17 protein-coding genes are annotated in these 18,682 nt (G+C 67.2%); 13 read left to right on the top strand and 4 right to left on the bottom strand.

What is annotated here, in order from left to right; all coding sequences use genetic code 11:
- Positions 1-58: 58 nt before the first annotated feature.
- The 6 genes from AC3IR9_RS14900 to AC3IR9_RS14875 all read left to right on the top strand — a co-directional run bounded on the left by AC3IR9_RS14900 (position 59) and on the right by AC3IR9_RS14875 (position 5,640).
- Entirely contained in the window at positions 59-589 is a 531-nt protein-coding gene (locus AC3IR9_RS14900) for a hypothetical protein (protein ID WP_489291613.1), read from the top strand.
- Positions 586-1,224 (top strand): hypothetical protein, encoded by a 639-nt coding sequence (locus tag AC3IR9_RS14895; RefSeq protein ID WP_489291611.1) that lies wholly within the window; start codon positions 586-588, stop codon positions 1,222-1,224. The genes AC3IR9_RS14900 and AC3IR9_RS14895 overlap by 4 nt, the downstream gene beginning before the upstream one ends.
- A 44-nt stretch (positions 1,225-1,268) precedes the next feature.
- Positions 1,269-2,666, top strand: a complete 1,398-nt coding sequence (locus tag AC3IR9_RS14890; protein ID WP_489291610.1) for an adhesin — start codon at positions 1,269-1,271, stop codon at positions 2,664-2,666.
- Positions 2,667-2,808: 142 nt separating this feature from the next.
- The gene (locus AC3IR9_RS14885; protein WP_489295847.1) at positions 2,809-3,504 is read left to right on the top strand and encodes a C39 family peptidase; all 696 of its coding nucleotides are present in this window, start codon (positions 2,809-2,811) and stop codon (positions 3,502-3,504) included.
- Positions 3,505-3,517: 13 nt separating this feature from the next.
- Positions 3,518-4,276, top strand: coding sequence for a hypothetical protein (locus tag AC3IR9_RS14880; protein ID WP_489291609.1), 759 nt, complete (start codon positions 3,518-3,520; stop codon positions 4,274-4,276).
- Positions 4,277-4,323: 47 nt separating this feature from the next.
- Positions 4,324-5,640: a hypothetical protein gene (locus AC3IR9_RS14875; protein WP_489291607.1), complete on the top strand. Its 1,317-nt coding sequence runs from the start codon at positions 4,324-4,326 to the stop codon at positions 5,638-5,640.
- Positions 5,641-5,689: 49 nt separating this feature from the next.
- On the opposite strand, the gene AC3IR9_RS14870 is transcribed toward AC3IR9_RS14875, so the two are convergent.
- From AC3IR9_RS14870 to AC3IR9_RS14860, 3 genes are all read right to left on the bottom strand, one after another.
- Positions 5,690-7,027, bottom strand: coding sequence for a sigma-54 interaction domain-containing protein (locus AC3IR9_RS14870; RefSeq protein WP_489291606.1), 1,338 nt, complete (start codon positions 7,025-7,027; stop codon positions 5,690-5,692).
- A 432-nt stretch (positions 7,028-7,459) separates the two neighbouring features.
- Positions 7,460-8,239, bottom strand: a complete 780-nt coding sequence (locus AC3IR9_RS14865; RefSeq protein ID WP_489291605.1) for a C40 family peptidase — start codon at positions 8,237-8,239, stop codon at positions 7,460-7,462.
- Positions 8,240-8,370: 131 nt separating this feature from the next.
- On the bottom strand, positions 8,371-8,913 hold the full coding sequence (locus AC3IR9_RS14860) for a C40 family peptidase (RefSeq protein WP_489291604.1): 543 nt from the start codon (positions 8,911-8,913) through the stop codon (positions 8,371-8,373).
- Between the two features lie 110 nt (positions 8,914-9,023).
- Between AC3IR9_RS14860 and AC3IR9_RS14855 the strand changes: the two genes are divergently transcribed.
- The 7 genes from AC3IR9_RS14855 to AC3IR9_RS14825 all read left to right on the top strand — a co-directional run bounded on the left by AC3IR9_RS14855 (position 9,024) and on the right by AC3IR9_RS14825 (position 16,187).
- A complete protein-coding gene (locus AC3IR9_RS14855) occupies positions 9,024-9,503 on the top strand; it encodes an FKBP-type peptidyl-prolyl cis-trans isomerase (RefSeq protein ID WP_489291603.1) in 480 nt (159 codons plus the stop codon).
- A 98-nt stretch (positions 9,504-9,601) separates the two neighbouring features.
- Positions 9,602-10,864, top strand: a complete 1,263-nt coding sequence (locus AC3IR9_RS14850) for a DUF418 domain-containing protein (RefSeq protein WP_489291602.1) — start codon at positions 9,602-9,604, stop codon at positions 10,862-10,864.
- 117 nt (positions 10,865-10,981) lie between these two features.
- On the top strand, positions 10,982-12,337 hold the full coding sequence (gene gorA / locus AC3IR9_RS14845) for a glutathione-disulfide reductase (RefSeq protein ID WP_489291601.1): 1,356 nt from the start codon (positions 10,982-10,984) through the stop codon (positions 12,335-12,337).
- A 44-nt stretch (positions 12,338-12,381) separates the two neighbouring features.
- A complete protein-coding gene (locus tag AC3IR9_RS14840) occupies positions 12,382-13,302 on the top strand; it encodes a DMT family transporter (protein ID WP_489295845.1) in 921 nt (306 codons plus the stop codon).
- Positions 13,209-13,664, top strand: a complete 456-nt coding sequence (locus tag AC3IR9_RS14835; RefSeq protein WP_489291600.1) for an MGMT family protein — start codon at positions 13,209-13,211, stop codon at positions 13,662-13,664. Before AC3IR9_RS14840 ends, AC3IR9_RS14835 begins: the two co-directional genes overlap by 94 nt.
- Positions 13,665-13,752: 88 nt before the next feature.
- The gene (locus tag AC3IR9_RS14830) at positions 13,753-14,421 is read left to right on the top strand and encodes a rhomboid family intramembrane serine protease (protein WP_489291598.1); all 669 of its coding nucleotides are present in this window, start codon (positions 13,753-13,755) and stop codon (positions 14,419-14,421) included.
- 92 nt (positions 14,422-14,513) lie between these two features.
- Positions 14,514-16,187 carry a saccharopine dehydrogenase family protein gene (locus AC3IR9_RS14825; RefSeq protein ID WP_489291596.1) on the top strand — a complete coding sequence of 558 codons (1,674 nt, stop codon included), beginning with the start codon at positions 14,514-14,516 and terminating at the stop codon, positions 16,185-16,187.
- Between the two features lie 99 nt (positions 16,188-16,286).
- Here AC3IR9_RS14825 and AC3IR9_RS14820 read toward each other — a convergent pair whose 3' ends face one another.
- Positions 16,287-18,296, bottom strand: a complete 2,010-nt coding sequence (locus AC3IR9_RS14820) for a M13 family metallopeptidase (protein WP_489291595.1) — start codon at positions 18,294-18,296, stop codon at positions 16,287-16,289.
- Between the last annotated feature and the right edge of the window lie 386 nt (positions 18,297-18,682).

Genomic DNA, 18,682 nt, shown 5'->3' with positions numbered 1-18,682 from the left:
GCCCGCAGACTTGGCACGAATGCTGCGTTACCTCCCCCCATGTTTCCGGGAGGGCGCCATGGACAGCGTTGCCAAGTACCGCACCACCACCACCGGCCTCTGCCTGCTGGCCGTGTCGTTGGCATTGCCGATGGCGGCCGATGCATCCGGTGCACGCCAGGGAGTGAAGGCGCAGCCGGGCGAAATCGTACTGCTGCGCGATGTTTCCGCGCGCGTCGCCTATCGCCCCGCCCCGCCGGGCATGGCGCTGATCGCCGATCCCTCGCCCAAGCGCGAACTTGGCCAGGCCCTGGGCACTTCCACCGGCATGGACGAACTCAGCGACGACGACTATGCCGCGCTCGGCTCCAACACCGGCGCCGGCAACGGCCACATGCCCACCACCATTGAACGCGTCACCGGCACCACAGTGACCAGCACCCTCGGCAAGGCCACCGACAACGGCGCCCTGTCCGGCAACCAGCTCAGTGGTGCCATCGGCGGCCCCATGGGCGCGGTGAGCGGCGCCACGCGTGGCATCGCCGACCAGGTACGCGGTGCGCTCGCACAGTTCCCGCTGGGCCAGCCTGCAGGCGGGCCGGGCAAATGAACCGGGTGGCGGGTGTCCTGCTGATCGCCATCATCGCGGTAGCGCCGCTGCCGCTGCCTGCGCAGCAGGCCGATGACTATGCCGCGATGCTGTCCTACCTCAACCATAGCCGCATCGACGGTCGCGTGCTGTCCGGCGCCGACGGTGCCATCACCGTCAACATGGCCGCCGGCGACCTCAACCAGCAGGCCAACCTGCTGGGCATCGCCAGCGGGCAGAACGCACACATTGCCGTCAATGCGCGACAACGCCAGGCCGATAACCGCGTGCTCGCCGACGGTGCCATGGACGCCAGCGCCAGCATCGGCGGACACGCACTGAATGGCGCCAGCGGCGTCGCCATGATCAATCAGGCCAGCGGCACCGGCAATGCGACGCTCAACGTCGTCACCGCCACGCTGGCGCAACAGGGCATACGCGAGTCGAACGACGAGGCCTTGGCCGCGTCGGGGGCGCTCGCGTCAGCAGGGGGGCAGGGAACCGCCAACAGCGGTAGGCCCGCCGGAACCCGCAGCGTGGCGGTGGAAGACACCGCACTGCAGGGTTTCGACGGCGTCCTGCAACTCAATCAGATCGCGGGATCCGGCAACGCCACCGCAAACCAACTGAGCATCTCGGTGCAGTCCACCCCGTGAGTAGTCACATCCACCCGATTGTCTGTGATGAGAGAGAGGGCACCATGAACACCAACATGAAACGGACCGTACTTGCGCTGGCCATCGCCGCCGCGTCTGCTTCCGCCGGCGCCAACGGCTGGGGCAACGACCGCGACAACCAGAACCACAGTGCCAACATCAACCACGTGCACAACGTGACTGAAACGCGCACCAACACCGATACGGATACCGATACCCGTACCTGGAACCGGACCCACAACAACACCACCAACAACAACAGCACCAGCAATACCACCGTCAACAGCAACATCACCCGCAACCGCAATGTCACGGTGAACGAGCACAGCAACATCCAGGCCGACGAGCGCAAGGAAAAGAACAACCACGGCGTCGATGTGAACCTTGAAAAGGACATGCGCCTGAGTTCGGACGTCAGCTTCTCGGGCGATCCGGAAATCACCGGCTCGATCGACCTGGACTCGGCGGCGATCGCGATCATCGACAATCGCCAGTCGATCACCAACAACAACGCCGCCAACAGCCTGGTGACCAACAGCGCCTCGATCGCCGATGACGTCGGTTCCGATGCGTCCGGCAACCTGGGCTTCAACGTGGCCGCCGGTGACAACAACGCACAGGACAATGCCGCTTCGCTGTCGGCGGCCGATGCGTCCTTCAGCTTCGGCATGGCCGATGCCGAAGTCTTCGTCAACCAGTACGGCGCGGGCAACACCACCCTCAACTCCGGCGTGACCAATGCCGCGGGCCTGGGTGGCAATGCCTTCAGCGGTGCCTCCGGCAACATCGGCGCCAACGTCGCCTCGGGCAACAACAACGAGCAGAAGAACGCGCTCGCCGCCTCGGTGGCCACCAGTGCCTATGCCACCTCGAGCATCAGCTCCAACCAGGTCTCCACCGGCAACACCGTGGCCAACGCCGGCTACCTGCGTTCGATGACCGACACCGTCAACGTGAGCCTGCGTGGTCGCGTCGCCGGCGCTACCCTGGCGGTCGGCGCCGGCACCTACACCGGCAGCGGCAACGCCTACCAGAAAGACAACTACTACCTGGATACCTGGAATGGTGAACTCGACCATCCGAGTGGCAATGCAACCGGCCACATCGACATGGACAACGAGATCCAGAACGCCACGATGAACCCGAACCGCGAGGGCGTGGGCGGTATCGCGTTCGATACCGATGAAAGCGGCACCAGCCGGTTCGTCGAACTGGGCGTGGCCGACCTGTATGCCAGCCTAAGCGGCACCGTCTCCACCACCCGTTGGGTGAACGTGGATGCGACCAACACCGCGGCATTGTCCGGCAGTGCGTTCTCCAGCGCGTCGGGCAACATCGGGGTGAACGTGGCCGCCGGTACCGGCAACCTGCAGGCCAACAGCCTGGCCCTGGCCGTCGCGCAACCGTCCACCGGCGGCGGTGGCGGTGGCACCGGCGAGTAAGGGTGACCGTTTTCGCCAGCAACACGCGTTGAGCGCAACAAACCCGGCCATCCGCCAATGGCCGGGCTTCCCGGGGGCCCCTGTCCCATTCTCCCCCTTTGGGGCAGGGGCTCCTTCCTCAGCCGGAGCCAGGCCAATGTTGATGCGAGCACTGTGTGGGTGGGTGCTGATACTGCTGCTGATGCCCGTGGGTGCGGTACGCGCCGGCGAGGTCGGTTTCAGTGGCGTGCTGCCCAATGGCGCGGTGCTCACCCAGCGCGTGGAGAGCATGCAGGAACGGCGATTCCGCAACGTGGTCCGCCAGCACACCGACTACAGCTGTGGCGCGGCGGCATTGGCGACCATCCTGCGCTATGCCTACCACCTGGATGCCGACGAAGGCACGGTAATCGAAGGGATGATGGGGGTCTCGGACCCGCAACTGGTCCATCAGCGGGGGTTTTCGCTGCTGGACATCAAGCGTTACGTGGAATCGATGGGCATGCGTGGACGTGGCTACCGCGTCAACGAAGAGCGTCTGCGCTCGCTGCGCGTGCCCGGACTGGTGCTGATGGATGTGCGTGGCTTCCGCCATTTCGTGGTCCTCAAGCAGGTCCGCGGTGAGCTGGTGGACGTGGCCGACCCGATCCTGGGCAATCGCAGCATTCCAGTCAGTGAATTTCTCGAGGCGTGGCCGTCGCGTGCCGTGTTTGTCGTGATCGGCAGTGATTTCGATCGCAACACGGTGTTGCTGCTGCCCGGTGAACGGCCGAGTGCGCGTTCGCTGTATGCCCGGCAGGGACCGATCACCGACGCGGAGCTGGTCGATTTCGGTTTCACCCATGCCGATCTGTTCTAGGAGGCAACTGGACATGAACATTGCAATGTGGACGCACGGCGTACTGCTGCTGACCCTGCTCGGGATCGCACCGGTGCACGCCGAGGAAGGACGGCCCGGCAAGGGCCTGAGCGAGATTCCCGATCCCGAGCTGAACCTGATGCGCGGGCGCTATACGGTCAACGGCAACAGCGTGGCGTGGTTCGGCGTGACCATGATCACCCAGTGGAACAGCGGCGGACAGGCGGCCCGCAGCGCGTTGACCCTGGGCATGGATTTCAGCCACGGCAACACGCCGAGGATCAGCTTCACCCCCTCGGTCACGGTGACCGAGGCCGACGCGCCGTTGCCGGCCACGCCCGGCCGCAGCATCGATGCCAGCGGCCTGCAGAACGTGGCGGGTTTGGCGCAGAGCATCCAGGTGGCCGGTGACGGCAACGTGGCCAGCAATACCACCCACCTCAGCGTTCGCGACGGGCAGGCGCCCGATGCCGCCGCGCAGGGCCAGAACCTGGCCAGCGTGCAGCAGGGCGGCGTCAGCGCGGTGGCGCAACTGGACGGCAACAGCGCCAAGGTGCAACTGCAGATCGAGGGCGTCGGCGCGGTGCAGCAGTGGATCCGCAATGGCAGCGTCGGCCAGAGCATCGCCATCGGCAGCGATGGCCAGGCCGCCAGCAACCGCATGCAGATCGATCTTGTCCGGCAGTCCCTGGCCAGCAACGTCCCGCTCAGCCAGAACGTGGCACAGGCGATGACGCTGGTACGCGGTGTCGGCATGGGGCCCGGCCAGTAATCCCGGGCCGGGCAGGGGGAGTGACAACACCAACGTGGGCCAAGGCAATGCACACCTCGATACGAGCTACCCCGCTGGCGCTGGCGGCGCTGGCATTGATGGCCGCCGGCGGCGCGCATGCGCAGGCCGCAGCGGCCACGCCGGCCGATGAGGCCGACGTCAAAGCGCTGATCGCGCAGTTGGAGACACTCAAGGCCAACTACGCCCAGGAAGTGCGTCGCCTGCGCGAGCTGGACATGCAGGTGCAGGCGATGCAGGCGCGGTTGTCGGGCAAGGCTGCGCCACTGGCGGCCGCCGCAGGCACGCCACCGCCACCGATGCCGGCCGGGACCCCGGCTGCACCGCCCAGTGCCGACGGTTATGCCAGCAGCGCCGAAGAAGCGCAGCAGGCCAAGCAGGCCTCGCGGCGCAGCGTGGATGACGTCAAGCAGCAGCAGGCCGCCTTGTTCAGCCGACGCTTCACGGTTGAAAACAGCCTCACCTACTCGCGCTACGACCGCAAACAGATCAGCCTCAATGGGTTCCTGGCGCTGGATGCGATCTTCCTGGGCAACATCGCCATCGAGAACGTCGAGTCGGACACGCTCACCTACAACCTGGCCGCGCGCTGGGGTGTCAGCCCGCGCCTGACCTTGAACATGGACGTGCCTTACCTGGCGCGCAAGACGGTGTACCAGAAGGGCGGTGCGGGCGGTTCGGCCGCCGCGATCGCGCAGGAAGAGACCGATGGCAACGGGATCGGCGATATCGGCCTGAGCGCCAACTACAAACTGTTCGGCGAACATGGGCGCTGGCCGGAAACCGTGCTCACGGTAGGGGCGACCGCGCCGACCGGGCGTGCGCCGTACGGGCTGGACTGGAAGGTGCTCGAGCGCGACGACGATGATTTCATCCGCTTCGCGGTGCCCGAGCAGCAACCCACCGGCAATGGCGTATGGCAGGCCAACGTCGGCCTGTCTGCAGTGAAGACCGCCGACCCGGCGATCCTGTTCGCCAACATCGGCTACATCCATTCGCTCGCGCGTGATTTCGACGACCTCGATTCCAATCCCGACACCCGCAACCCGGGCGAGGTGAAGCTGGGCGGGTCGTACTACTTTGGCGCCGGTGTGGCCTTTGCCTTCAACGAACGCACCAGTTTGAGCATTTCCTTCAGCGACAAGTTGAGCGCGCGTGCGCAGACGCGTTTCAAGGATGGCCAGTGGATGAAGGTGATCGGCAGCGATGCCAACGCCGGTACGCTCAACCTGGGCATCACCTACGCGCTCAACCGCAATACCACGCTGGTCAGCCTGCTCGGCATCGGCCTGACCCCGGACGCGCCGGACTTCACCCTGGCCTTCAAGGTGCCGTACATGCTGTGAGCGCGCAGCGCAGCTACGGCCGCGCAGTGCAGCTGACCCCGGGGTCGGGTCAGCGCAGTTCGGACAGGGCCAGTTGATGCTTGCGGCACAATCGGTACACGGTGACCCGCGAGACCTGCATGTGGCGTGCGCAGGCGGTGATGTTGTATTCGTTCTGGCGCAGGGCGCGCAGCAGGGTGTCGCGCTCGGCCGCTTGGCGCGCGTCCTGCAGCAGCTTCTGCGGCATGTCCAGCGGCAGCGTGACCAGTTCCAGGTCCTCGGTGCCGATCAGTTCGCCCTCGCTGACGATCGCCGCGCGCTGCACCCGGTTGAGCAGTTCGCGCACGTTGCCCGGCCAGCCGAAGCGCTCCAATGCACGGATGGCGTCGCTGCTGAAGCCGCGCGCACGGGTGGCGTGGCGGTCGCGGAAGCTGGCCAGGAAATGGTTGGCCAGCAGCAGGATGTCGCTGCCGCGATCGCGCAGCGGCGGCAGCGGCAGGCGCAGCACGTTCAGACGGTAGAACAGATCGCGGCGGAACTGCCCGCGCTCCACCGCCTGTTCCAGGTCGACGTGGGTGGCGGCGAGCACGCGCACATCCACCGCCAGCGGACGGTTGCTGCCAACCCGTTCGACGGTGCCTTCCTGCAGCACGCGCAGCAGGTTGGTCTGCGCATCCAGCGGCAGGTCGCCGATTTCATCCAGGAACACGGTGCCACCGCTGGCCGTCTCGAACAGGCCCAGGCGACGATTGGCTGCACCGGTGAACGCACCGCGTTCATGGCCGAACAGTTCCGACTGCACCAGTGCAGCCGGGATCGCGCCGCAGTTCACGGCGAGGAAGGGGCGCGCGTGGCGCGGCGACAACGCGTGCAGCGCCTGGGCGGCCAGTTCCTTGCCGGTGCCGGTTTCGCCGGTGATCAGGACCGGGAGATCCACCGGGGCGAATTTGCGGAGGGCGGCGCGCGCAACCTGCAGCACCGCGCTGTCACCGATCAGGTGCTGCGGGCCGTGCGCGACCGGTTGCCCGGCGTCGCCGGCCAGCCGTTGCAGCCGCGCCAGCATCTGCGTCAGGTCCAGTGGCGCGGTGTAGGTTTCCAGGCAGGCGCTGAGCAGGGGGTGCAGGGCGGGCGGCAGCAAGGGCGATCCGGCCGGCAGGATCGCCAGCAGGGTCATGTGGCGATGCTCGTCCAGCAACGCCTGTAGCCGGGCAAGGTTGGCGGGCAGCGCGGTGCGCAGGTCCAGCAGGCCAACCACCTGGTCGCTGCCGCGCATGCCGATGGCGATGCAGTCGTCGGTGGCCACGCCACGGACCTGCCAGCCTGCTGCGGCCAGGGCGATGCGCTCGGCCGGGTGGGGGTGTCCAAACCAGATCACACACCGTGATGGAAATTCGGGGACTGCCGCCATGCGTCACCTTGTCGACTGGGATCACGGGCGGTCTTCGATGCTGGTCCGGTGGCCCTGGACGTGCCGCCCCACGTCCGGGTCCGCGGCCCGCCGGAACATCGGCCGGGCACTGGGTTTGCTGCAATTGCCGAAGCAATACGAGGGATAACGGGAGTTGCTGCTGGCACCGGCCATGGCGGGCAGAAGCAGGGGCAGGCAATAGGCTCCCCCGCCGCATCCATGCGGTGGACGGTCTCGCAAACCTGCTGCGGCTTGCGGCCAAGATGTCGGAGAAGCCCGTGCGCTTGGCGATTGGCTTTGCCCAAGGCCACCACCCACCCCTGCCCAGCCTCGGAACCGATGACAGAAGCGCCCTTCTGCCTTTCCGGTTGGTAGGCGAAGAAAAAAAAACCGCTGCAGGGCAGCGGTTTTTCTGGAAGCGGGCAGCCGGCGTCAGAGGTCGACGCGGCGGGCCTGCATGAACTTGCCACTCCAGTAGCCGGTCATCAGGCTGTCGACGCGAACGTCCTTGCCGGTGCTGGGGGCGTGCAGGAAGCGGCCTTCGCCGACATAGATGCCGACATGGTCGACCCGGCCCTTGCGGCCGAAGAACACCAAGTCACCGGCGGCCAGCGCGGTACGGTCGTTGATCAGCTCGGCATCGCCGTCGTGGGCCATTTCGCGGGAGACGCGCGGCAGTTCGATGCCCAGGGCGGTCTTGAACACGTAGCCGACCAGCCCACTGCAGTCGAAACCGCTGTCCGGCGAGGTACCACCCCAGCGGTACGGCGTGCCCAGCAGGGTCATCGCGCGGCGCAGCAGCGACTGCACCTTGCCGTTGTCGGCCGCGCCACCGACCACCGCGCCATTGGCGCCGGTGCTGGCGTCGTAGTTGGCGAGCAGGCGGCTGAGGTCGCCGGCGAACATCGCCGAGCGGTCCATCAAGGGGATGGTGTCGTTGGCCGCGAGGTGCGGAAGCAGGGCGGCGAGGGTAGCGCTGGCAGCGGCGTCGGCCTTGCTGCGGGCGGGGGCATCAGCCTTGGGCTTTGCCACCGCGGAAGATTCGGGAGTGCTGGCGCCGGCCGGAGCGGCGGCATCGACAGCGGTGGCCGGTGCGGTCTGGGCCCAAGCCGGAAGGCTGGCCAGGCAGAGCGCGAGGGCGAGGAAAACGGGGCGGGTGCTGCGCCGGGGGGCGGCGGTCTGGCCTAGGCAAGTCAGGTCGGCTGTCGTCACGCGGCGGTCACTGAATAAAAACGATGGGTGATCATGCCGTGTAAGTGCCGTGATTAGGTACAAATTTCGTTAATTTTTCGTTTACATGTACGTGATGAGTGTCACAAATTAGACCCTTAGCCCTGTTCACCTTAGTGCAGGACACGTTTCGCGCCGGTGTAATGGTCTTTCCAGTAGGGCCCGCCAAGCGAGTCCAGGCGCACCGTGCCGCCGGTGCTCGGGGCATGCACGAAGCGGCCTTCGCCCACGTAGATGCCCACGTGGGAGACCGTGCCGCGGCTGCCGAAGAACACCAGGTCACCCGGGGCCAGACGCTTGGGTTCGATCTTCGGCCCCTGCACGGCGGCCAGGTCGCGCGAGGTGCGCGGCAGCTTGAGGTCGAGCATTTCGCGGTAGACATAGGCGACCAGGCCGCTGCAGTCGAACCCCGATTCGGGGGTGTTGCCGCCATACCGGTAGGGCGTGCCGACCAGGCCGATGGCGCGCATCAGCACCGCGTTGGCAGCCTGGGGATCGTTCGGGGCGACCGTCGGCCAGACCTGGGTGGAGGAGGCGGGCGGGGCGGCCGGGCGGTGGGTCTTGCCGCCGCCACAGGCGCTCAACAGGGCGATGACCGCCAGCATGGCCAGGCGGGCGAACAGGCGGGTCGAGCGCAGAACTGGCGTCATGTGCATGTTGTCCGGATAATGCGCGGCCTTAGAAGGCCGTCATGATGGCGGCGTATCCGGCGGGCGACAACCCGCCCCACCCGTCTGCCATCGGCAGCGACCAGCCAGAGTTGCGCATGAAGATCGAAAAAGACAGCGTCGTCCGTTTCCACTACACCGTCGCCGAACAGGGCCAGGAGCCGATCGAAAGCTCGAAGGACCGTGATCCGCTGGCGATCCTGATCGGCCACGGCAACATCATCCCGGGCCTGGAAAACGCCATGATGGACAAAGAGGCCGGCGCCACCTTCGAGGTGGACGTCACCGCGGCCGATGCCTACGGCGAGCGCCGCGAAGGCCTCACCCAGCGCGTGCCGAAGAAGCATTTCGGCACCACCAAGCTGGTCCCGGGCCAGCAGGTCGTGCTGCAGACCAACTTCGGTGCGCGCGCGGTCACCGTGCAGAAGGTCGGCATGAGCGTGGTCGATGTCGACCTGAACCATCCGATGGCCGGCAAGGACCTGCACTTCTCGGTGGAGATCATCGACGTGCGCGAAGCGGCCGCAGAAGAGCTTGAGCACGGCCACGTGCACGGCGATGGCGGCCACCAGCACTGAGTGCTGGCCACCCGGCATGACGCAACGGCCCGCTTCGGCGGGCCGTTGCATTTGCGCAACACTGCAACGTCGGCCGCAACGCGCGGCGCGACCGCATAATGGCCGCCATGGTCCACGGAGTGCCTGTGAACGCCGCTTCCCTTTCCCTGCAGCCGGTGGCCACCGGCGACCGCATCGCGGTGCTGGACATCCTGCGCGGGTTCGCGCTGCTGGGCATCCTGTTGATGAACATGGAAGCCTTCGCCGGACCGATGGACCTGGCCTTCACCGGTATCGACCCGCATTGGCAGGGCCTGGACTACTGGGCCGACGGGGCCATCTACGTACTGGTCCAGGGCAAGTTCTTCACCCTTTTCTCGCTGCTGTTCGGGGCGGGCTTTGCGATCATGGCCCAGCGCGCCGATGCCGCGCAGCGCGCGTTCGCCCCGTTCTACCTGCGGCGCACCGCGGCCCTGCTGTTGATCGGCCTGTGCCATGCGCTGCTGGTGTGGTCCGGCGACATCCTGGTGGTGTACGCCCTGGTGGCCCTGCCGTTGCTGGCCTGCCGCGAAGCACCCACGCGCTGGCTGCCGGTGATGGGCGTGTTCTGCTACCTGTGCGCCGGTGTGTTGATGCTGCTCATGGGCGCGCTGATGGGCCTGGCCGCCCATGTGCAGCCGGACAACCCTGCGCTGCGTGATGCGGTCTCCAACGCCCAACAGACCATCGAGCTGCAGCGCCAGGCCTACGGCCATGGCAGCTATGCGCAGGCGGTGGTGCAGCGGCTGCGCGATGTCGGGGCGCAGCTCAGTGCGATCATCGTGGTGGGCCCGGAAGTGCTGGGCATGTTCCTGATCGGCAGCTGGTTCGCGCGCAGTGGCGCGCTGGCCACGCCCGAACGCTTTGAACGCCTGTACCGGCGGCTGCGCTGGGGGGCGTTGCCGCTCGGGTTGGCCTTGATGTTGACCAGCGCGGTGTGGCAGCCCTATCTCGCCCCCGGCACGTTCACCGCGTCCAGTGGCGCGGCCTTCGCGCTGTCATCGGTGGCCTCGCTGTTGATGTGCCTGGGCTACCTGGCCTGGATCGTGCACGTGCGTGTACGCCTGCAGTGGCTCGCGCCGGTGGGGCGGATGGCGTTGAGCCAGTACATCGCGCAGTCGTTGCTGTGCACCTGGGTGTTTTATGGCTACGGCCTGGGCATGTTTGAACAGCTGCCGCGGGCCGGGCAGATTCCCTTCGCGCTGGGCGTGTTCGCGCTGCAGGTGCTGGCCAGCCAGTGGTGGTTGCGTCATTTCCGCTTCGGCCCGCTGGAATGGGTGTGGCGGGCGATGACCTACCTGCAATGGCCTGCATTGCGGCGTGCGCCTGCCGCGCGCAGCTGACCGGCCGATGGCCCGTGCCGTGCGCTTCCCTCACGTCTGGCTCGCGGCCCCGCATGGCATGCTCGGGGCCCGCATGGCGGCGCCGCCTGTCGTCTTTCAATACGTTGAGAAAATTCAATGAGCAAGCACTACGACTATGACCTGATCGTGCTGGGCGGTGGCTCCGGCGGCCTGGCCGCGGCGTTCCGCGCCGCACAGCACGGCCAGCGCGTGGCGATGCTGGAACCGGGCGAACTCGGTGGCACCTGCGTCAACGTCGGCTGCGTGCCGAAGAAGGCCATGTGGCTGGCGGCAGACCTGGCCGGGCGTATCGGCATGGCAGCGACCATGGGCTTCGATGTACCGGTGCGGCCTCGCCTGGACTGGAAGGAACTGGTCGTGCATCGCCAGGCCTACATCGCCAACATCCATGCCAGTTACCTCAAGCGCCTGGATGAGAGCCAAGTGGTGCGGGTGCCGCGCCGCGGTCATCTGGTGGATGCCCATACGGTGGAATGCAGCGACGGGGTGCGCATCAGTGCCGCGCACATCGTGATCGCCACCGGTGCCCATCCGCAGCGTCCGGACATTCCGGGGGCGGCGCTGGGCGCGGTGTCGGACGACTTCTTCAACCTGTGCAGTGCGCCGGAGCGGGTGGCGATCGTCGGCGGTGGCTACATCGCCGTCGAACTGGCCGGCCTTCTGCAGGCGCTGGGCAGCAAGGTGACCCTGCTGGTCCGCGGCGCTCGCCTGCTGGAACGCTTCGATGCGGAACTGACCGCGCAGCTGGCCGACAACCTGCGCCACCAGGGCGTGCGGGTGCACTTCAACTACCGCCTGCGTGAGCTGCGCGGCGAGGGCGGGGCGGTGGTTGCCTACGGTCATGATGGCCCGCATGAGGCGGTGTTCGACCAGTTGTTCTTCGCCACCGGCCGCCGCGGCAACAGTGCTGGATTGGGGCTGGAGGCAATGGGCATCGTGGTGGGCGACAAGGGAGAGGTGGAAGTGGATACGTGGCAGACCACCGCGGTGCCCAGCGTGCACGCGGTCGGTGACATCGCCGGCAAGGTTGGATTGACGCCGGTGGCGATCGCGGCGGCGCGCAAACTGATGGACCGTCTGTTTGGCGACAAGCCCGAGGCGAAGATGGATTACGAAAACGTCGCCAGCGTGGTGTTCTCGCACCCGGCGCTTGGCGCGGTCGGGCTGAGCGAAGAGCAGGCCCGCGAGAAGCACGCTGACGTGCGGGTGTATCGCAGCAACTTCCGGCCGATGCTGCAGGCATTGTCCGATGGCACCCAGCGCAGCCTGTTCAAGCTGGTATGCGTGGGCGAGGACGAACGCGTGGTCGGCGTGCACCTGCTGGGCGAGGCCGCCGATGAGATCCTGCAGGGGTTCGCCGTGGCGGTAAAGATGGGCGTGACCAAAGCGCAGCTCGACGACACCGTGGCGATCCATCCCACCTCCTCGGAGGAAGTCGTGCTGATGCGGTAGGAATGCGCATGCGCGCCCCTTCCGTACCGCCCGCCGCCGTTCTGATGCCGTCCACTGCTTCGTCGCTGCCCACCTCGTCCGCCCGCATTGCCGCGGGGGGCATCGCGCTGGCCGCAGTCGGCGCCATCGCCGCATCCGGCAAGGCGGTGATCGTCAAGCTGGCCTACCGGCACGGCGTGGACGCGACGACGTTGCTGGCATTGCGCATGCTGATGGCGTTCCCGCTGTTTGCGCTGTTGGCGATATGGTCGGCACGCCGCGCCACCGCGTTGTCCTGGGCCGATCGCGGCCGGGTGCTGTGGCTGGGCTTTACCGGGTACTACCTGTCCAGCCTGCTGGACTTCCAGGGCCTGCAGTACATCAGCGTGACCCTGGAGCGGCTGATCCTGTATTTGAACCCCACCCTGGTGCTGCTGATCAGCCTGGTGCTGTTGAAGAAGCGCCCCGGTCGCGGGCAATTGGCGGCGTTGGGCCTGAGCTACCTGGGCGTGCTGTTGGCGTTCGGACATGACCTGCAGCTGGAAGGCGGGCGCATCGTGCTGGGCAGTGCGCTGGTGCTGGCCAGTGCCTTGAGCTATGCGCTGTATCTGTTCGGCAGCGGCCAGGTGGTGGCGCGGATCGGCGCGATCCGGCTGACCGCGTATGCCAGCTGCGTGGCCTGCGTGCTGTGCGTGCTGCACTTCGCGCTGCTGCATCCGCTGGCCGCACTCGGCCAGGCGGCCGTGCCGGTGTACGCGCTGTCGCTGGTCAATGCCACGGTGTGCACGGTACTGCCGGTGATGGCGATCATGCTGGCGGTGAAGCGGATCGGCTCGTCGCTGGCCGCGCAGGTGGGTATGCTCGGTCCGGTATCCACCATCGTGATGAGTCTATGGCTGCTCGACGAACCCATGGGGCCCTGGCAGATCCTGGGGACGGCACTGGTGCTGGTCGGCGTGCTGCTGGTCAGCCGCGTACGCGCGTGAAGGCAACCACGGATGCTCCCGTCGATGCCGCCGCGCAGGCCCGCGAGCGCATTCTGGCGGTGATCCGCGCCATTCCACGCGGGCAGGTGATGGGCTATGGACAGGTGGCGGCCAAGGCCGGATTGCCCGGCAGGGCACGGCTGACCGCGCGCGTGCTTGGCATGAACGAGGATCCGGACCTGCCCTGGCATCGCGTGCTGCGCTCGGATGGGCGCATCGCGATGCCGGAAGGCTCGCACGGCTGGCGCGAACAGAGCCAGCGCCTGCGTGCCGAAGGCGTGGCGATCGAACATGGGCGGGTCAAGCAGATGCCGCGGCGCCCTGCCGATACGCTGGACGAAGCGGTGTGGGGCCCCGGCTGACCGCCACCGGCGTGAACGCGATGGCCGGGCGCTGCCGCCATCGCCGGGCGCTGCGGCTATGATGGGCTCGGTTCCAAAGGATGCCCCCATGTTTCCGCGACTGCCCACCGTCACCAAGGCACTGTTGATCGCCAACATCGTGCTGTTCCTGCTGCAGCAGCCGTTCCTGCTCGGCAACGGCACCTTCGAGCCGTTCATGCTGCAACCGTTGCGCGACGGCTTCGATCCGTTCTCGCCCGGCGGCAACTTCCAACCCTGGCAGCTGCTGACCTACGGGTTCCTGCATGGCGGCTTCGGCCATCTGTTCTTCAACATGCTGGCGCTCTTCATGTTCGGCGCGCCGCTGGAACAGACCTGGGGTGAAAAGCGCTTCCTCACCTACTACCTGGTCTGCATCGTCGGTGCCGGCCTGTGCCAGTTGCTGGTCGGCATGATGATGGCCGATCCGGCGGTGGTGCTGGGTGCTTCCGGCGGTGTGTTCGGGCTGCTGCTGGCCTACGGCATGCTGTTCCCGAACCAGCGGGTGATGCTGCTGTTCCCGCCGATCCCGATGAAGGCACGCACCTTCGTGATCGTGTTCGGTGCGATGGAACTGATGCTCGGCGCCACCGGTTGGCAGCCCGGCGTGGCCCACTTCGCGCATCTGGGCGGGATGCTGTTTGGCTGGCTGCTGATCCGCTACTGGCGCGGGCAACCCCCGTTCAACAAGCGCCCGCCCGGCGGCCCGCGGCCCAACCACCTGCGACGGGTCAAGTAAGACCGGCAGGCCGATCCTGCAGAAGGGCACCGAGGGGTGCCCTTCTGCATGTTCATACCCCTATGATCGATTGAAGCAAGGACGTCTTCCTCGTGAAACTCCTCCTCCTCGGCGGCTACGGCGTGTTCGGTGGCCGGCTTGCCCGGCTGCTGTCGGACCTTGCCGGTATCGAACTGCTCATCGGCGGGCGCAACCTGGCCTCGGCGACGGCCTTCTGCGACAGCTACCTGGGCGCCCCGGCAGTGCGGCCGCTGCGGGTCGAGCGCCAGCGGATCGATAGCGTGCTGCAGCGCGAACAACCGGATTTCCTGGTGGATGCCTCCGGCCCGTTCCAGGAGTACGGCGAGCATCCCTATGGTGTGATCGAGGCCTGCATCGCCGCCCGCGTGGACTATCTCGACTTCGCCGACGCGGCCGATTTCGTGTTCGGCGTGGCGCAGTTCGACGCCCAGGCCAAGGCGGCCGGCGTGTACGTACTGTCCGGGCTCAGCAGCTTTCCGGTACTGACCGCCGCGGTGCTGCGCGCGATGGCCACGCGCATGGACATCGTGACCGTGGAGGGCGGTATCGCACCGTCGCCGTATGCCGGGATCGGGCTCAATGTGATGCGTGCGGTGGTGGGCTATGCGGGCGCGCCGGTGAAGCTGCGCCGCAACGGTATGCCGGGGCACGGGCTGGGACTGGCCGAGAGCCGGCGTTTCACGGTGGCCGTGCCGGGCAGGGTGCCGCTGCGCAACCTGCATTTCTCGCTGGTGGACGTACCCGACCTGCAGGTACTTCCGCCCGAACACCCGACCCTGACCGATATCTGGATCGGCGCCGGCCCGGTGCCGGAAGTGCTGCACCGGGTGCTGAACCTGCTGGCCAAGGCCCGGGCGCGGTTGCTGCTGCCCTCGCTGGAGCCGCTGTCGCCGCTGTTCTACAGCGTGCTCAACCGGATGAAGTTCGGTGAGCATCGCGGCGGCATGTTCGTGCGCGCCACCGGCACCGGCACCGGCGACGGCGACGGCCAGGCACTGGAGCAGAGCTGGCACCTGCTCGCCGAAGGCGACGATGGCCCCTACATTCCATCGATGGCGATCGAGGCGGTGGTGCGCAAGGTAGTGGCCGGGGAAGCGCCTGCCAGCGGTGCGCGCCCTGCTACCCATGCGCTGGAACTGTGCGATTACGAGCGATTGTTCGCGGGGCGTTCGATCCATACCGGGTTTCGCTGCGAAGACCCCGCCGCGCGTCTGTACCCCCAGTTGCTGGGCAGTGCATTCGCCGCGCTGCCAGCGGCGGTGCAGGCATTGCATGGCACTGACAGTGCACGGCGCTGGACCGGTGTGGCCGAGGTCCGCCGGGGGCGGGGGCTGCTGTCGCGCCTGGTGGGCGCAGTCATTGGTTTCCCGCCTGCCGCCGCGCAGGTGCCGGTGACCGTGACGTTCTCGCCAGAGTGTGGCGGTGAGCGCTGGACCCGCGATTTTGCCGGGCGCAGGTTCTCCTCCTGGCAGCGACGCGGTCAGGGGCGCAATGCGTATCTGCTGGTTGAGCGCTTTGGCATCGTCGATGTCGCCCTGGCCCTGGTGGTCCAGGACGATCGCCTGCTGCTGGTTCCGCGGCGCTGGTCGTGCCTGGGGATTCCGCTGCCCAAGGCGCTGCTGCCAGGGGGATGCACGTTCGAGACCGAACGCGACGGTCGGTTTGTCTTCGACGTGGAAATAGGCGCGCCGTTGATCGGCCTGATCGCGGCCTATCGCGGCACCCTGCAACCGGACGCCCGCTAGCGCCGCGCCCTGCGCGGCTGGCGCGGAACCTGCCTGCGGGCGACACAAACGCAACGGGCGCCCTTGGGGCGCCCGTTGCAGACCATCACCGCAGGGAAATCAGCGCCAGACCTTGATCTGCTCGTTGTCCACGCGCTGCATCGGCTGGCCCGGCTTGCAGCTGAAGGTCGCCCCGAAGGCCGGCAGGTTGGACAGCGCGCCGTTGGTGCGCCAGCGGCCCGGGGCCAGGATGTCGGAGGTCAGCCGCTGGGCGGCCTCGTTGGGCGACAGCTGCTGCGCCCAGAGGGTGGCCCAGGCACGGAAGAAGCCCTGCTGCACGGCCGGCTTGGCATTGGGTTCGACGGCCTTGTAGGCCTCCCACGCCAGCTCGAGCCCGGCCAGATCGGCCAGGTTCTCTTCACGGGTCAGCTCGCCGTTGACCTTGGCGCCCTTGATCCCCGGGAAATCGTAGCTGCTGTACTGGGTGGCCACGCGGTTGCCGAACAGGGTCCAGGCGGTCTTGTCGGCCGGGGTCCACCAGCTGCGCAGTTCGCCCTTGGCATCCACCAGCGCGCCTTTGGCATCGATGGCGCGGGTCAGCTCGTGCGCGACCAGCGTGCCATAGCTGCCGAACTTGTCGGCGGTATCGGCCTTGGCGTTGAACACCGGGCCCTGCAGCACGGCGGCGGTAACGATCAGGCGGTTCTGCGCGATGTCATAGGCCAGCGCCGGCTGCTGCGGCAGCACGTCCCAGCGTCGGTCCGCGTTGCCCTTGCCGATCCGCTTCATTTCTTCGCGGTGGCGCCAGGTGGAGGCGATCAGCATGTTGCCGCCGAAGCTGCCACGGCCCATCGGCTGCACGGTGTAGTCCAGGTCGCGTAGCGGGGTGCCGATCTCGATCTTCAGTGCGGCCAGCTTGGCCTGTGCCTCGGTCTTGGCCTCGGCGCTCATCCAGGTGCTGCGCTTGACGGCATCGATCTGGACTTCACGGACCTTGTCGACGATCAGGGCGGCCTGGCGGCGATCATCGGCCGAGAGGTACTTGCTGGCGTACTCGCGGCCGAGCATCGGGCCGGCGCCCACGTTGATCGCGTCCAGGACCTGTTCCCAGCGTGCCGGGGCGATGGTTTCGCCGCGGATCACGCGGCCGCGGAATTCAAATTCGGCGTCGCGATAGGCCTTGGACAGGTACGGGGCCATGGCATCGCCCACGCGCCAGCGCAGGTAGGCCTTCCACTGGTCCGGCTTGATCCGGGTGACCATGCCGTCAAGCTGCTTGAACAGCGCCGGATCGGACAGCGACACCAGGTCGTCGTTGACGCCCTGGGCCTTGAGGAACGCATCCAGCTGCAGGTTGCGGAAGCGGCTGTTGAGGTCCTTGGTGGAGATCGGCGCGTAGTTGTTGAACGGGTTGTTGATGCCCGCCAGCGACTGCGCGTTGCGCGCCAGTTCGGTTTCCAGCGCGATCACCGCCTGCGACTCGGCATCCAGCTTGGCTGCCGGGGTACCGGTCAGGGCCAGGATCTGCTTGACGTAGGCGCGGTAGCGGCCCATCAGCGCGACGGTGTCGGCGTCGGTGCGGGTATAGAAGGCCGGGTCCGGCAGGCCCATGCCGCCCTGCATGAAGTAGCCGATGTGGCGGTCGAGCGCCTTCAGGTCCACGTCCGGGGCGAAGTTGAACGCGACCGGGATCCCGACCTGGTGCAGGGCGGCGATCGAGGCCGGTACATCCTTGGCCTTCTTGATGGCGTTGATGCGGGTCAGCAGCGGGGCGATCGGGGTGGAGCCATCCGCTTCCACCGCCGCTTCGTCCAGGCCGCTGGCCCAGAAATCGCCGAGCAGCTTCTGCACGTTGCCCTGCGGCGTCTTCATCGAGGCGTCCAGCAGTTCGCGCTGCTGCACGCGTGCGCGCTCGGCCAGCTCACCCAGTGCGGTGGTGGCACCGGTCTGCGGCACCGGATGGGCCTTGAACCAGGTCGCGTTGGTGGCTTCGTAGAAGTCGCTGCACTGTGCGCTGACCGCCGGTGCACGCGCGGCTTTCTTCTTCGGCGCAGCGTGCGCATCGTGTGCGATGACCAGGGAGGCCAGGCCAAGGCCCAGAGCGATGGCGAGCGGACGGAGGTTGGACATGTAAAGCGAATCCAGTGTGGATTGGGATCGCGCGAGTGTACCAAGCAACGCGAAAGGAACGTGATGGGAGGGCTGCGGACTAAAGCTGAAGGCCAAAGCAGCGAGTGCCGCTTGCTACCGGACAGGGCGGGGGTGTGTGGATTCACGGGACACGCCGCAAGTACGTCCGTGTAGGCTCCGCCACCGCATCCATGCGGTGGAGGGTCCCGTGAATCCACACACCCCCGCCCTCGATAGTGAGCGGGTGGCCATGGCAGAGCGAAAAGCCTACGCATGCATCCGCAGTCTGGGCCGTTGCCCTTGCGTGTTCCGCAAGCCGAGCCGCTTGGCGGCCGGCAGGCCCTTGGCAAAATAAAGGAGGAGGCCGTCGCCGCAGGCGTCGGCCG

It is taken from the genome of Stenotrophomonas sp. GL_101 (assembly GCF_057835675.1).
Note: the sequence above shows the minus strand (reverse complement) of the source record. Positions and strands in the feature narration are given on the sequence as shown.

Excerpts from the sequence above, each read along its gene's own strand:
- AC3IR9_RS14900 (WP_489291613.1), top strand. The coding sequence starts at position 59 with ATGGACAGCGTTGCCAAGTACCGCACCACCACCACCGGCCTCTGCCTG.
- AC3IR9_RS14895 (WP_489291611.1), top strand. The coding sequence starts at position 586 with ATGAACCGGGTGGCGGGTGTCCTGCTGATCGCCATCATCGCGGTAGCG.
- AC3IR9_RS14890 (WP_489291610.1), top strand. The coding sequence starts at position 1,269 with ATGAACACCAACATGAAACGGACCGTACTTGCGCTGGCCATCGCCGCC.
- AC3IR9_RS14885 (WP_489295847.1), top strand. The coding sequence starts at position 2,809 with ATGCGAGCACTGTGTGGGTGGGTGCTGATACTGCTGCTGATGCCCGTG.
- AC3IR9_RS14880 (WP_489291609.1), top strand. The coding sequence starts at position 3,518 with ATGAACATTGCAATGTGGACGCACGGCGTACTGCTGCTGACCCTGCTC.
- AC3IR9_RS14875 (WP_489291607.1), top strand. The coding sequence starts at position 4,324 with ATGCACACCTCGATACGAGCTACCCCGCTGGCGCTGGCGGCGCTGGCA.
- AC3IR9_RS14870 (WP_489291606.1), bottom strand. The coding sequence starts at position 7,027 with ATGGCGGCAGTCCCCGAATTTCCATCACGGTGTGTGATCTGGTTTGGA.
- AC3IR9_RS14860 (WP_489291604.1), bottom strand. The coding sequence starts at position 8,913 with ATGCACATGACGCCAGTTCTGCGCTCGACCCGCCTGTTCGCCCGCCTG.
- AC3IR9_RS14855 (WP_489291603.1), top strand. The coding sequence starts at position 9,024 with ATGAAGATCGAAAAAGACAGCGTCGTCCGTTTCCACTACACCGTCGCC.
- AC3IR9_RS14850 (WP_489291602.1), top strand. The coding sequence starts at position 9,602 with ATGGCCGCCATGGTCCACGGAGTGCCTGTGAACGCCGCTTCCCTTTCC.
- gorA (WP_489291601.1), top strand. The coding sequence starts at position 10,982 with ATGAGCAAGCACTACGACTATGACCTGATCGTGCTGGGCGGTGGCTCC.
- AC3IR9_RS14840 (WP_489295845.1), top strand. The coding sequence starts at position 12,382 with ATGCCGTCCACTGCTTCGTCGCTGCCCACCTCGTCCGCCCGCATTGCC.
- AC3IR9_RS14835 (WP_489291600.1), top strand. The coding sequence starts at position 13,209 with ATGGCTGCTCGACGAACCCATGGGGCCCTGGCAGATCCTGGGGACGGC.
- AC3IR9_RS14830 (WP_489291598.1), top strand. The coding sequence starts at position 13,753 with ATGTTTCCGCGACTGCCCACCGTCACCAAGGCACTGTTGATCGCCAAC.
- AC3IR9_RS14820 (WP_489291595.1), bottom strand. The coding sequence starts at position 18,296 with ATGTCCAACCTCCGTCCGCTCGCCATCGCTCTGGGCCTTGGCCTGGCC.